Source organism: Alicyclobacillus sp. ALC3, from assembly GCF_028751195.1.
Lineage (GTDB): Bacteria > Bacillota > Bacilli > Alicyclobacillales > Alicyclobacillaceae > Alicyclobacillus_L.
The window spans coordinates 991,487-1,004,844 of record NZ_CP066784.1 but is presented as its reverse complement, the minus strand read 5'-3'; the positions used below and the strand labels follow the sequence as shown (position 1 = coordinate 1,004,844).

12 protein-coding genes are annotated in these 13,358 nt (G+C 58.7%); 9 read left to right on the top strand and 3 right to left on the bottom strand.

Annotated elements, in window-relative coordinates:
• Positions 1–172 precede the first annotated feature (172 nt).
• From JC200_RS04815 to JC200_RS04795, 5 genes are all read left to right on the top strand, one after another.
• Positions 173–1,375 (top strand): mannosyltransferase family protein, encoded by a 1,203-nt coding sequence (locus tag JC200_RS04815; RefSeq protein ID WP_274435032.1) that lies wholly within the window; start codon positions 173–175, stop codon positions 1,373–1,375.
• A gap of 126 nt (positions 1,376–1,501) precedes the next feature.
• Positions 1,502–2,575, top strand: coding sequence for a phospholipase D-like domain-containing protein (locus tag JC200_RS04810; RefSeq protein WP_274435031.1), 1,074 nt, complete (start codon positions 1,502–1,504; stop codon positions 2,573–2,575).
• 21 nt (positions 2,576–2,596) lie between these two features.
• Positions 2,597–3,169 (top strand): phosphatase PAP2 family protein, encoded by a 573-nt coding sequence (locus tag JC200_RS04805; RefSeq protein WP_274435030.1) that lies wholly within the window; start codon positions 2,597–2,599, stop codon positions 3,167–3,169.
• Positions 3,170–3,223: 54 nt separating this feature from the next.
• A complete protein-coding gene (locus JC200_RS04800; RefSeq protein ID WP_274435029.1) occupies positions 3,224–3,604 on the top strand; it encodes a cupredoxin domain-containing protein in 381 nt (126 codons plus the stop codon).
• Positions 3,605–3,717: 113 nt separating this feature from the next.
• The gene (locus JC200_RS04795; RefSeq protein ID WP_443111871.1) at positions 3,718–4,155 is read left to right on the top strand and encodes an OsmC family protein; all 438 of its coding nucleotides are present in this window, start codon (positions 3,718–3,720) and stop codon (positions 4,153–4,155) included.
• 23 nt (positions 4,156–4,178) lie between these two features.
• Here the strand turns inward: JC200_RS04795 and JC200_RS04790 are convergent, their stop codons facing one another.
• Complete coding sequence (locus JC200_RS04790; protein WP_274435028.1) at positions 4,179–4,565, bottom strand: histidine triad nucleotide-binding protein; 387 nt, start codon at positions 4,563–4,565, stop codon at positions 4,179–4,181.
• Positions 4,566–4,595: 30 nt separating this feature from the next.
• Here JC200_RS04790 and JC200_RS04785 point away from each other — a divergent pair, with 30 nt between their 5' ends.
• From JC200_RS04785 to JC200_RS04770, 4 genes are all read left to right on the top strand, one after another.
• A complete protein-coding gene (locus JC200_RS04785; protein WP_274435027.1) occupies positions 4,596–5,525 on the top strand; it encodes an aminotransferase class IV in 930 nt (309 codons plus the stop codon).
• A gap of 230 nt (positions 5,526–5,755) precedes the next feature.
• Entirely contained in the window at positions 5,756–8,161 is a 2,406-nt protein-coding gene (locus JC200_RS04780; RefSeq protein ID WP_274435026.1) for a 3-hydroxyacyl-CoA dehydrogenase/enoyl-CoA hydratase family protein, read from the top strand.
• 15 nt (positions 8,162–8,176) lie between these two features.
• On the top strand, positions 8,177–9,355 hold the full coding sequence (locus JC200_RS04775) for an acetyl-CoA C-acyltransferase (protein ID WP_274435025.1): 1,179 nt from the start codon (positions 8,177–8,179) through the stop codon (positions 9,353–9,355).
• Between the two features lie 60 nt (positions 9,356–9,415).
• Complete coding sequence (locus JC200_RS04770; protein WP_274435024.1) at positions 9,416–11,173, top strand: acyl-CoA dehydrogenase family protein; 1,758 nt, start codon at positions 9,416–9,418, stop codon at positions 11,171–11,173.
• Between the two features lie 78 nt (positions 11,174–11,251).
• Here JC200_RS04770 and JC200_RS04765 read toward each other — a convergent pair whose 3' ends face one another.
• Together JC200_RS04765 and JC200_RS04760 are read right to left on the bottom strand one after the other, a co-directional pair.
• Positions 11,252–12,559 (bottom strand): sensor histidine kinase, encoded by a 1,308-nt coding sequence (locus JC200_RS04765; protein WP_274435023.1) that lies wholly within the window; start codon positions 12,557–12,559, stop codon positions 11,252–11,254.
• Positions 12,556–13,254, bottom strand: a complete 699-nt coding sequence (locus JC200_RS04760; protein WP_443111870.1) for a response regulator transcription factor — start codon at positions 13,252–13,254, stop codon at positions 12,556–12,558. Before JC200_RS04760 ends, JC200_RS04765 begins: the two co-directional genes overlap by 4 nt.
• Between the last annotated feature and the right edge of the window lie 104 nt (positions 13,255–13,358).

The window sequence follows — 13,358 nt, the reverse complement described above, 5'->3', positions numbered from 1 at the left end:
CGGGACGTGGGTACCCGTCTGCGCCTGCAGCCCTGCCACGACGGGTGTTACACCTGTACGACCGCCGAGCGGTCAGGTACGATGGCAGTAACTTTGCCACAAAGAGGTGTGCCTCTGTGACGCTTCACATTGTGACTTTTTCCGCAAACGTCTGGGTTGAACACAGGGTTTCATGACAATCAACACACGCTGGTTTGAGAACGAAGACAAAACTTCCCGCCGTTGGCTCGTGAAGCTCACCCTGGCGCTTGTCGTCCTGCAACAGGTCTTGCTTGTCGCGGTTGGCGCCGTTGTTTTGCTGTTTGAACACCAGGCTGTACGCTGGCACACGCTGCTTGTGACCAATATGACGCAGTGGGATGGCGGGTGGTTCCTTGAAATTGCTCGTCACGGCTATCAAAACGTTGCACAGACTGCGTTTTTCCCACTCTACCCATGGCTCATCAGCGCTCTGCACACGGTGTTTCGGCTGCCAGACCCTGTCGCGGGGCTGGTACTGTCGTTCATCTGCTTTGTTTTCGGTCTGTACCTCGTTGGCGTCTGGGCAGCACGTGAGTTTGGTGTTCGGACGGCTAGTTTGACAATGATGCTGCTCGCGCTGTTTCCGACTGCTTTCTTCTTTCGTGCTGTGTACAGTGAATCGCTGTTCCTGCTCCTCTCCGCAGTCGTCATCCTCGCTTCGCGGCGTCGGCAGTTCGGCGCTGCAGCTGTAGCGGTTGCGCTCGCGGCTCTGACGCGCAATACGGGTATTGTCCTTGGCCTCATCCTCTTGTGCGACTACTTGGCCGCTCGTGGTATGAGCGCGAAGTTCTGGCGCACAGAGTGGTGGCGTCGCCTCAACTTGCAGGTCTTATGGCTGCTGCTGCCGATTGCTACGCTTGCTTCGTACTTGCTTTGGCTGCGCCAGCACACCGGTCTCCCCTTGGCCTTTACGGTCGCCGAAAAAACTTGGCACCGCAGTTTCATGCCTTTTTGGGAGACGCTGTGGCGCGCGGTTGTACAACTGCTCGCGCCAGAACCGTGGTCGCAAGTGCCCTATCACGCATTCGAACTCGCGAGTTGGCTCATCATCTTGACCGCTGTCGCAGTTGGTTTCCGCTTCGCCAGGTCGTCACTTCATCACAGCGGGCAGGTGCTGTACCTTACCGTGATCCTCTGGATCACGTCGAGCGCCCCGGCCGCTCCCGCGGCACACGGACAGGCGTGGGATTACCTGCTGAGCACACCGCGGTTTGTCATTGTGCTCATCCCCGTCTTTGCCTACCTGGCGCAGACACTGCGCTCGCGCGCGAGTGCGGCAGTTGCCGTCAGCGTCTGCGGTCTACTCTTGGTCGCGACGTACGCCTCCTTTTGCACAGGCAGTTTCATCGCGTAAAGTAGATTGGAGCAAACGACCTTACTTTGTAATTGATCGCATGGGAGACAGGAGTGGAAGACGCGGTGTTGAACTGATTGTGAGCGCGCAATCGAAGGGCTTGGCCAGCCCGTGGATGGGGAGTCTATGCCGCACAGAGACCTCACGCGCCTTTTGGAAATCTTCCACACTGTTGGTCGACGCAGTCGATTGTGGCTGCTGTTATCCGTAACCGGAGCCCTCGTTACCGGCTGTGCCCAAGCAGACGCTTCAACACCGCCGTTGCCTGCACCTGTGACGGAGACCGGGATGACCCTGGACTGGGGGAAAGATGTTAAAACGCAAGCTTTGCAGATGATCGCAGCGGCCAAACAGACGTGTTACTTTGACATCTATGAACTGTCCGATGCCGACGTTCTCCAAGCACTCGCTGACGCCCGTCACCGCGGCGTCGACGTCCGCGTCGTCGTGGACGCAACAGAGTCTCATTCACAGGACGTCGGAGTGCCGACCCTGCAGAGGGACGGTGTGCCTGTCGAATCGCTGCGAGTGAAGCAAGGAATTAGCCACATCAAGATGTTGGTGGTCGACAACTCGGTGCTGATTGGCGGGATGAATTTCGGTGCGCGAAGTTGGAACAACAACGACGCTTCGGTGTATCTGCAAACAGCCAATCCGTCGTTTACTGCGTTGTTTCGCTGGGATTGGGCACGCGCCGATGGAGCGCCAGCAACAGCTCCGTCGTATCAACTGCCGCTCATCAGTGACCGGCTGATGGAACAAGACGCAGAGCAGGCGATTCAAGGGGCAACGGAGCAAATTTCGATGGAGGCGTTCGACCTCTCGGACTGGGGCGTTCTGGATGCGCTTGAGGCAGCAAGCAAGCGCGGTGTCAAGGTCGAAGTTCTGCTTGACCCAACGCAGTACCAGAACCCAAAGAGCGCAGATGCTCTGCGCGCCGCTGGTGCAACGGTTCGTTTTTACCAACCTGCGGACGGGGAACTGATGCACGCGAAAATTCTCGACATTGACCACGGGAAGGTGTTTTTCATCGGCAGTGCGAATTTCAGTCACCAGGCGTACATTTACAACCACGAGGGCGACGTCCGGCTGACGAACGTGCCGCTGTTTGCCAAAGCACTAGAGCACAACCTGGCGGCAGAAGTCGCGCGCGGCACCGATTCGCCTGCGAGGTCTGGTTCGCAGCGCGAAAACTTCTGAACTTCAGTGAGGAGGGAGCATGTGGCGGTATCCACACAGGACAACTGGCAAACCCGACTAGATGAAAACATCGCACAGCGTGTGCACGCGCTGTGGAATCGCTTCGTGTGGCTCGACGTCTTCGGCGCCGTGATTGCTAAGTGGACGCCGCTCGCCATGCTCTTTCTCATTTTACTCGCTGTCAGCGGCGTGGCTTTGCCAGCTACGAACGAAGCAACGCAGACCGCGCTCCTTGGCGGCGTTTCCGCAATCGTGGCTGCGGTCCTCGCGCGCCTCATCAACGAGCCTGTCTCACGCTTCTTTGCCCGCCCGCGACCGTTTGAACAGGAGACGTTTGAGGCGCTGGTTTGGCATGAACCGGGCCATGGGTTTCCGAGCAACCATGCGACAGGAGCGTTCGCCCTCGCCGTCGGCATGGGACTGGTGCCAGGATATCGGGAGGTACTGTACGTTCTAGCTGTCCTCGTTTGCCTAGCCAGAATCTACGGGGGATTGCACTACCTCACGGATGTCGTGGCAGGCGCCCTGCACGGCGCATTGGTTGCCTTGATTGTGCGACAGGTCGTCTTTCACGTCTTTAGCGTGCATGCATAGACGCATCCCGGACAGTGCATGGTAGGTGCATCTGACACGAAGGAGTCACACTCGATGTCTGCTCTGCGCTGCGGCTTCGCTTTGCGTGTTGCGTCCGCTCTGGTTGGTGTGACCTGTGCGCTCTGGAGTTTCGTCCCGGCCAAAGTCGCTTATGCGAATGTTTCACTGAAAATCACAATCCGTGATGAGGGAATTGCTCCGCTTGCATTCAGTGCAAAACAAGGGGAATTGGTACAGATCGACGTTGTCAACCAAGGCACTCGGACCCACAACTTGGTGATTCCCGCCTTCTACATCTTCACGCAAAACCTGAACCCTGGTGAAGACGTTCAAGCCTCCTTTCGGCCAGACAAGACCGGGCGTTTTCCTTATTACTCCGATACTGGCGGCAAGCCAGAGCCAGGAATCAGCGGCACCATGACGGTCAATCCGTAGAGTGAGGCTTGCGGCCGCGTCTTTTACTGGCCGCCATCTCGCTTTTTGGCGTGTGTAAAAGGTACAATCGGAAGGTGCAATATCGAAAATTGGTCTCGCTGGAGGGTTGCAAAATGCCTGAGATGCATGTGGAGAGCAAGTGGTTGGGGAAACGGCATTTTACTTCGACTGGACCTTCCGGACACCCGGTTGACATGGATGCAAAGGTCGAAGACGGTGGGGAAGACAAAGGCAATCGCCCCATGGAACTGCTGTTGATGGGACTGACTGGCTGCACAGGGATCGACGTCACGCTCATCCTCGAACGCATGCGTGAACCTCTGGAGTCGCTCACGATTCACGCGGACGGTGTGCGTCGGGAAGAGAAACCGCAGGCGTTCACCGAGATCCGCTTGACGTACGAGATGACAGGACATGTGCAGCCAGCCAAGGCTTGGCGCGCCATTCACCTGAGCGAAGAAAAATACTGCTCTGCGTCGGCGTCTTTGAACGCTGGCATTGTACCGCGTCTGGTCCTAAACGGCAAAGAAGAGCCGCCTGTCCAGGATTAACCGCTCGAGGCTGGCTGTCGGATTCAGCCTGGCGGCCACAACATCTGCCTGCCACCAAGCAGGTGGTAGTGCAGGTGGTGAACCGTTTGATGGCCGTGGTCACCTACGTTGGTGACAATGCGGTAGCCGTCTTCTGCGACGCCCGCAGCCTTCGCAGCTTCCTGTGCGGCGAGGTGAATGTCACCGACCACCAATGCGTCCTCCGGTGACAAGGTTTGCGCGGAACGGATGTGCTTCTTCGGGATGAGCAGGATATGCACGGGCGCTTTCGGGTCGATATCGTGAAAGGCGTAGACCGTTTCAGTCTCCAACACTTTTTTGGACGGGATTGCGCCTTGAACGATTTTGCAAAACAAGCAGTCTTCCACCGTACCACTCCGTTCACAGTGTTTGAACATTCTGCTGTCCATCATACAACGTCCCAGTGGGAGGGGAAAGTCATGCCTGCGATTGGCTACTTAAACGGCGAGTTTCAGAGCCCGGATTCAGCTGTTGTCCCGATCGATGAGCGCGGACACAACTTTGGCGACGGCGTCTACGAGGTACTGCGCGTCTACGGTGGTCGGGCGTTTCTGTCGGATTGGCACTTTGAACGCCTCGAACGCAGCCTTCGCGCCATCGCGATTGACAATCCGCACACGCGGGCTGAGTGGGCTCGGTTAATGAACGAAGCCATTCGCAGAAGTGGGGAGGCACAGGCCCTCGTCTACCTGCAGGTGACGCGTGGGTTTGCGACGCGCAGTCACGGTTTCCCGCAGGTGCGCCCGTCAGTCAGTATGACAGTGCGCAAGGTTTCGGAAAAAGCCCCGTCTGCGCACGGAACACTCCTCTGTCTCCCAGATGAGCGCTGGGGAAACGTTTGGGTTAAGACGATCAATCTTCTGCCAAACGTCATTGCGAAGGAAGTTGCGCACCGCGCCGGCGCTGACGAAGCGCTGTTGGTGCGAAACGGAGAAGTCACCGAAGGGTCGAGCAGCAACGCGTGGTTTGTGCGCGACGGGGTGATTTGGACAGCGCCGGCAGACCGCTATATTCTCGCTGGCGTGACGCGCCGCCTTGTGCTGCAGTTGGCTGAGGAACTGGGACTGACGGTGCGCGAACAGCGACTGCCGTTGGACGACCTGAAAGACGTGGACGAAGTGTTTATCACAGGTACCACTTCCGAAGTGCAGCCGATTCACAAGGTGTTCGTGGACGAGGGTACAGGGCCTGCGCTTCAAGCGTTGCCAGACACAGCGCCAGACACCCTGCTGCAGGAGGTTTCACATCCCGTGACGCTGTGGGAAACAGAGGGCACTGGGGTCGTTACGGCGAAGTTGCGCGAAGCGTACGCCGACTATGTCACGCGCTTTGCCATGCTCGAGGTCTAGGGATTCAATCGGTTGTCGCGCAGAGGCAAACACCGCTCCTATGGCACCTATATCTTTCGCGAGAATTCCCAGCTTTGCGGGGCTGTTCAACGCTCCTCTGGTTTGCTATGATGAGAGTGAATCTACCGACCGGTCGGTTTGAACCGATGCGGTTGTCCTCTGGACGCTCAACGAGGTTTGGCCTGCGTCTGTCGAATGACCTGAGAACCACTACGTGAGGAGGATGGCATGTGACTCGTCAGATCCGGAAGGCTGCTGTCCTGGGTGCAGGCGTCATGGGGGCTGCGATTGCAGCACACCTCGCCAACGTCGGCATCTCAGTCCTGCTCCTGGACATCGTTCCCAACGAACTTCTGCCGGATGAAGCGGCGAAGGGCTTGACACTTCAGTCCCCTGCGGTGCGCAACCGCTTTGCGGCAAGAGGCCTCCAGGGCGCGAAGAAGGCGAAACCAGCTCCGTTTTACTCAGCGGCTGACGCTGAACTGGTGCAAGTCGGAAATATCGAGGACGACCTCGGCAAACTCGCAGACTGTGACTGGGTGATCGAAGCCGTCGTCGAAAATCTAGCCATTAAGCAGCAACTGTTCGCAAAGGTCGAAGCCGTGGTCAAAGCGGACGCTATCGTCAGTTCGAACACGTCTGGCATCTCCATCGCGGACATGGCGAAAGACCGCTCGCCGGAGTTTCGCAGCCGTTTCCTTGGCACCCACTTCTTCAACCCGCCGCGCTACATGAAGTTACTTGAGCTCATCCCGGGTCCGGATACAGACACAGAGGTCATCTCGTTCATGCAGACGTTTGGCGCGCGCGTACTCGGAAAAGGCGTCGTGATGGCGAAAGATACCCCGAACTTTATCGCGAACCGGATTGGCACCTACGGGCTGCTCGTGACGCTTAAGGCGATGAAGCAGCACGACCTTGGCGTTGATGAAGTCGATGCCATCACGGGCCCGGCGATGGGGCGGCCAAAGAGTGCGACGTTCCGCACGCTGGACCTCGTTGGACTCGACACTTTTGTCCATGTTGCCAAAAACGTACAGGCGAGCGTAAGTGAAGGTTGGGAGAAGGACGCTTTTGCCATCCCGGCCTACATTGAGCAGATGGTGGCAAACCGCTGGCTTGGCGACAAGACGGGCCAGGGCTTCTTCAAGAAAGAGAAGAGCACTGCCGGAAAAGAGATTCTCGCGCTCGACCTCGAAACACTGGCGTACCGCCCGCGCAAAAAGGTCGATTCGAAGGCACTGAAGGCGGCGAAAAACGCGGCGAACGTCGGCAAGAAGATGGAGACGCTCGTGTACGGCGACGATGTAGCAGCGCAGTTCGCCTGGGACGTGCTGAAAAAAGCGTTGCTCTACACGGCGGAAAAGCAAGACGAAATTGCCGGAGACATCGTCGCAGTCGACAACGCGATGAAGTGGGGCTTCAACTGGAAGCTGGGTCCGTACGAGACGTGGGACGCCATCGGGGTGCGCCGCTCGGTCGAGCGCATGCGCGCCGAAGGAGAAACGATCCCACAGTTCGTCGAAGACCTCCTTGCTTCTGGCCACGAGTCCTTTTACGAGCGCGAGAAGGGTGAGTCACCGCGCTTTTTCGTCGGCAAAAACGAGTTTCGCGGCGTTGACGAGCCGAAGGAACAGATTAACCTTGCGCGCCTGAAGGCGGCAGGCAAGGAGGTCGCGCGCAACATTGAAGCGAGCCTTGTCGACATCGGGGACGGCGTGCTCTGCCTCGAGTTTCACTCCCTGAAACAAGCGGTGACACCGGGCGTGATCGAGATGGTCAACAAAGCGGTGGATGAGGTTGAAGCGAACTGGCAGGGTCTCGTCATCGGGAATCAGGACGAGTACTTTTGCGTCGGCGCTAACATCCTGCTGATGCTGATGGAAGCGCAGCAGAAGCACTGGGAGAACCTCGACCTCGCGGTCAACGAGTTCCAGCAGGCGATGATGCGCCTGAAGTACTCGACGAAACCGGTTGTGGCGGCGCCGTTTAACATGACGCTTGGCGGCGGCGCGGAAGTCTGCTTCCCGGCTGACCGTATCCAGGCAGCGGCAGAGACGTACATGGGCCTGGTTGAAGTCGGCATCGGCCTCATCCCGGGCGGCGGGGGCAACAAAGAGGTGCTCATCCGTGCCGTGGAAAACGTGCCAGGCGACGTCGGCGAGCGGCTCGACGCGTTTGTGCGCAAGGTGTTCGAGACGGTTGGAACGGCCAAAGTGGCGACAAGCGCGAAGGAAGCGCGCGCGATGGGCTTCCTGCGGGCCGCGGACGGAATCAGCGTCAACCAAGACTATCAACTCCACGACGCCAAACAGGTCGTACTCGGCCTGGCTCGAGCGGGCTATCAGCCGCAGACGTCAAAGCGCATCCCAGTGCTCGGCGAGAGCGGCGCTGCGCTGCTGAAGGTCGGCGTCTATCAGATGAAGATGAGTGGATATATCTCCGATCACGACGAAGTGGTCGCACGCCAACTGATTCGGGTCCTGACTGGCGGAGATGTAGCGCGCGGCACCATGGTGACGGAACAGTATCTGCTTGACCTCGAACGCGAGGCGTTCTTGAGCCTGATTGGGGAACCGAAGACGCAAGAGCGTATGCAGTATATGTTGACCACCGGAAAGCCACTGCGGAACTAGGAAGGGGGAGATACCGTGAGAGAAGCAGTTATCGTCGCCGGCGCCAGAACGGCCGTCGGCAAGGCACCGAAGGGGACATTGCGGAACACGCGGCCAGATGACCTGGCAGCCCTCGTCATCCAGGATGTGTTGCGGCGGGTGCCGCAAGTAGACCCGGCGGAGATTGAAGACGTGCTGTTTGGATGTGCGACACCGGAAGCGGAACAGGGCATGAACGTCGCCCGCATCGCTGCGATGCGCGCGGGTCTGCCGACTTCTGTACCGGGCGTGACGGTCAACCGGTTCTGCTCTTCTGGCCTACAAACCATCTCGATGGCAGCCCAGCAGGTGATGACCGGTATGGCGGACGTGCTCATCGCTGGTGGTGTGGAGTCGATGAGCGCCCTGCCGATGGGTGGCTACAACATTTCGCCGAACCCCGAACTCGCAGAGCGTTTCCCGGCTGTGTACCTTGGCATGGGTCAGACCGCAGAACAGGTAGCCCAGCGCTTTCACGTCAGCCGCGAGGACCAGGACGCCTTTGCGCTGCGCAGTCACAAGCGTGCTGCCGCGGCGATTGACGCTGGACTGTTCAAGGACGAGATTGTGCCAGTGACAGTGCGCGAGACGACGATTACCGACGACAACCAGGTCGTGACGCGCGAGCATGTGTTTGACACGGACGAAGGCGTTCGCAAGGACACTTCGCTTGAGGCACTCGCGAAGCTGCGCCCGGTGTTCGCGGCCAAGGGCACAGTGACCGCAGGAAACTCCTCACAGACGAGTGACGGCGCGGCGGCTGTGCTCGTGATGTCTGCGGAACGGGCAGAACAGCTCGGCCTCAAACCGCTTGGGGTGTTTCGCTCGTTCGCAGTTGGCGGCGTCGACCCGGACATCATGGGTGTTGGCCCTATCGCTGCCGTGCCAAAGGCGCTGAAGTTGGCAGGTCTGACGATGGACGACATTGACCTGGTTGAACTGAACGAGGCGTTTGCATCACAGGCGCTGTACGTGATTCGTCACCTCGGCATGAACGAAGAGAAAGTCAACGTAAACGGAGGCGCTATCGCAGTCGGACACCCGATGGGCTGTACTGGTTCACGGTTGACTGTCTCCATCTTAAATGAACTGGCGCGCCGCAAGGGCCGCTATGGTCTGGTCACGATGTGCGTCGGCGGCGGCATGGGCGCTGCGGGTGTTTTCGAACGGCTGTAGAACGAGTCTCTACGAACACCTAGAGAAGTTGCGTAAAGGGAGAGGATGAGCAAGATGGCCATGGATGAGAAACAGCTGACGAAGGGCGCGGCGTTCTTGATCGGAGAGACGGACCCGAGCCAGGTCTTCACCCCGGAAGACTTCACGCGTGAGCACCTAATGATTGCAGAGACCACACGTGCCTTTGTGGAAGGCGAGATTATCCCGAATCAAGAGCAACTCGAGCACCAGGACTGGCAACTTACGCGCAAGCTACTTGAGAAGGCAGGCGAACTCGGTCTCCTCGCAGCTGACGTGCCGGAAGAGTACGACGGCCTTGGCGCTGACAAAGTTTCGTCGGCCCTGATTACGGAGTACTTGACGCGCGGAGGCTCCTTTGCGCTGAGCCAAGGTGCACACGTCGGTATCGGTACGCTGCCGATTGTCTATTTTGGCAACGAAGAGCAGAAGAAAAAGTACCTGCCGAAACTTGCGACAGGCGAATGGATTGCTGCGTACTGCCTGACGGAGCCTGGCTCCGGGTCAGACGCGCTTGGCGCGAAGACCACTGCAAAGCTGTCGGACGACGGCAAATACTACATTTTGAACGGGGCGAAGCAGTTCATCACGAACGCAGGTTTTGCGGACGTGTTTATTGTCTACGCAAAGATCGACGGCGAAAAGTTCACGGCGTTCATCGTCGAGCGCGGCTATGAGGGTGTTTCGACTGGTCCGGAAGAAAAGAAGATGGGCATCAAGGCGTCTTCGACGCGGCCGCTGATTCTTGAAGACGTCAAGGTGCCGGTGGAAAACTTGCTCGGTGAGTCGGGGCGCGGCCACGTCATCGCCTTCAACATCCTTAACATCGGCCGCTACAAACTGGCTGTCGGCTGCGTCGGTGGCATGAAATCGGCGATTGAGATGGGCGTCAAATACGCGAACCAGCGCAAGCAGTTCAAGACGGCCATTTCGAACTTCCCGCTGATTCAGCAGAAGATCGCGGACATGAACACGAAGGCGTACGTCTCGGAGAGCATGGCCTACCGCTCGACCGGCGACATCGACAAGCAACTCGAGTCGCTCGGCGGGGCTGTCGACGGCCGAACAGTCGCGAAGGCAATCGAGGAGTACGCCTTGGAGTGCTCCGTGGAAAAGGTATTCGCCTCGGAGGCGCTCGACTTCGTCGTTGACGAGAACGTGCAGATTCACGGCGGCTACGGCTTCATTCAGGAATACGGCGCAGAGCGCGCGTATCGCGACTCGCGCATCAACCGCATTTTCGAGGGTACAAACGAGATCAACCGCCTGATTATCCCGGACACGCTGCTGAAGAAGGCGATGCGCGGCGAACTGGCTCTGTTGCCAGCGGTGCAGTCGCTCGACTTGTCTGGGTCCTTCGAGGAGTCCGCTTCTGACGAGCCACTCGCGCACGAATCGCACCTGCTTGCGCTCGCGAAGAAGGTCTTCCTGTTCGCCGGCGGCAACGCCGTACAGAAGTACATGCAGTCGCTCAAAGACGAGCAGGAAATCCTGGCAAACCTCGCCAACATCATTATCGAGGTCTACGCTCTAGAGAGCGCACTCCTGCGCACGAAGAAGGCACTTGGCAAGGGTGCCGCAGACAACAAGGTCGACATGACAACGGTGTACGCCGAGGAGGCGTTTGACCGTATCCGCCAGAACGCGCGCGCCGTGTTTGCGTCCATGGAAGAAGGCGAGAAGTTGCAAAAACAGCTGCATCTCCTAGACAAAATCACGGCTTACACGCCGGTCGACAGCAAAGCTATCAAACGCCGCATTGCAGCGCGCGTGATTGAGGCTGAGAAGTACTTGGCGTAAGCCTTTGGTGTGAGACAAACGGCAGTTTCCTCTAGTCAAGGGCGGCGGTCCACAACGGGACCGCCGCCCTTGACACGCCTATTTCTCGACGGGTAGCCACCCCGTGAGCAGCGCTCCTGTGTCTGGAGCGTTTTCGGCTGACAAGTCACCGCCGTGTGCGCGAAACACCCGCCGGGCAATCGTGAGCCCGAGCCCGGCCCCGCCCGTCGCCAAGTTTCGCGAGGCGTCTCCTCGGTACATCGGGTCGAATACCCGCGCCATGTCGTTCGCCGCGAATCCTGGTCCTGTGTCGCGGACGGTCACTGTGAGCTTCGACGCATCCACGTGCAGTGCCACAGTAATGGTTCCACCGTCCGGCGTGTGGTGGAGGGCGTTGTCGAGCAGGTTGGTCAGAGCACGTTCCAGCAAGTGCGGGTCTCCCCAGACTTCGACCGCCTCGTCTGGGAGGTTAGACACCAGCGACAGGTGCTTCGCGTGCGCCCGCGTTAAGACACCAGAGACGGCCTGGCGGGTGAGCGCTGCCAAGTCAAAAGCCTCGCGTTGCAGCGTCTCCTCCATATACTCAAGCCGCGTGAAGGCGAACAGATCGGCGACCAAGCGTTCGAGATGCGCCGCCTTGTCTTGGCACACGGCAACGTAGTGAGCCAATTTTTCCGGGGACGCAGCGATGCCTTGCTCTATCCCGTCCAGGTAGCCGCGCAGCGAAAACAGCGGTGTGCGTAGGTCGTGTGCGATGGCGCCGATGAAAAACCGCCGTTCCTCCTCCAACTTCTGCTGCTTGGCGAATGCGCTGCGCAGCCCATCTCCCATCACTTGAAACGCCTGTTGAACCTGACGCATCTCAGCAGTTTTCGAAGACTGCAACTGAAAATCGAGGTCGCCGTCCGCGATTTGCAGAGCGGCCTTGCTCATTGCTTCCAGGGGCCGCACGACGTTGCGCCCAATCTGAATGCTCACCAACAAGATGGCGGACACTGCCGTCAGCAGAGCAGCAAGAGCAGCGACCGGGTCGGCAGGCCCCGGCTGCGACACGTGGAGCGTCCCGACCAACGTTCCGTTTCGCACGACCATCACCTGCTGGCTGCCTGGCATCCAAGGCGGTGGGCCATGCCTCATTGAATGAAAGATAACCTGGTTCGATGCCGATACGATTTCGACACTCACACCCTCGTTGGACAGTTTGTGATTTAGCTGCTGCTGCCACGCTAAATCACTCCAGTCGGACGAACTTCGAGCGATGGACTGAATCGTCGCGGCGACGTTGGTCTGTCTGTGAGCGTGTGTGCTCCACGGATGTGTGTCTACCGCGTGCACGAGGATGTAGACCAACCAGGGGAGGCAGATGACGGAGAGCACACCCACGACCATGTACCGTCGAATTCTCATCGCGGCATCCCCTCGAAGCGGTACCCGACGCCCCACACGTTGACGATGAGTTCTGGATTGTTGGCGTCCCGCTCAATCTTCTCGCGAATTCGCGCCACATGAACGCGGACGGTGTGTCTGTCGCCGAAACCGCTCCAAAACTGTACAAGCAGGTCTTCGTACGGAAAGACCTGGCGTGGATGCTGCGCGAACAAAGCGAGCAGGTCGTATTCCTTGGGCGTCAGGGACACGGTCTCCCCAGCCACATGGACCTCGTGTGATATAAGGTTCAACACGAGCCGCCCGTAGTCCAGCACGGCTACGTGAGGACTGTCTTGGGGTCCCACCCGGCGCAGCACTGCTTTGACGCGTGCCACGACCTCCGCTGGAGATGCCGACTTGACGATGTAGTCGTCACCGCCGAGCCCAAGTCCGCGGATTTTATTGACATCATCGTCCCTCGCGCTTAGAAACAGGATGGGCACATCACTCTCTGCGCGAATCTGTTTGCACAAATCGAAGCCCGACTGTCCCGGCATCATCACGTCGAGAACTAGGCAGTCCACCGGAGCCCGTCCTATAACGTGTCTTGCCTCGTCCGCCGTCCCTGCAGTCGCGACGCGAAAGCCGTCGTTCTCAAGAAAGTCTTGCAAGAGTTCCCGGATCGTCGGGTCGTCATCTACGACTAGGACCGTCTTTGCCCCGTTCACGCCCATTCCTCATTTCCCGTATGTCAATTTGTTGCGTGCGCGCACCCGCGCTACAGATATGAGGCAAGTGTAGCACGCACAAGTGGGTATCACGCGGCACCGGACCGAGG

Excerpts from the sequence above, each read along its gene's own strand:
- JC200_RS04770 (WP_274435024.1), top strand. The coding sequence starts at position 9,416 with ATGGATGAGAAACAGCTGACGAAGGGCGCGGCGTTCTTGATCGGAGAG.
- JC200_RS04785 (WP_274435027.1), top strand. The coding sequence starts at position 4,596 with ATGCCTGCGATTGGCTACTTAAACGGCGAGTTTCAGAGCCCGGATTCA.
- JC200_RS04760 (WP_443111870.1), bottom strand. The coding sequence starts at position 13,254 with ATGGGCGTGAACGGGGCAAAGACGGTCCTAGTCGTAGATGACGACCCG.
- JC200_RS04765 (WP_274435023.1), bottom strand. The coding sequence starts at position 12,559 with ATGAGAATTCGACGGTACATGGTCGTGGGTGTGCTCTCCGTCATCTGC.
- JC200_RS04800 (WP_274435029.1), top strand. The coding sequence starts at position 3,224 with ATGTCTGCTCTGCGCTGCGGCTTCGCTTTGCGTGTTGCGTCCGCTCTG.
- JC200_RS04815 (WP_274435032.1), top strand. The coding sequence starts at position 173 with ATGACAATCAACACACGCTGGTTTGAGAACGAAGACAAAACTTCCCGC.
- JC200_RS04810 (WP_274435031.1), top strand. The coding sequence starts at position 1,502 with ATGCCGCACAGAGACCTCACGCGCCTTTTGGAAATCTTCCACACTGTT.
- JC200_RS04795 (WP_443111871.1), top strand. The coding sequence starts at position 3,718 with ATGCCTGAGATGCATGTGGAGAGCAAGTGGTTGGGGAAACGGCATTTT.
- JC200_RS04790 (WP_274435028.1), bottom strand. The coding sequence starts at position 4,565 with ATGGACAGCAGAATGTTCAAACACTGTGAACGGAGTGGTACGGTGGAA.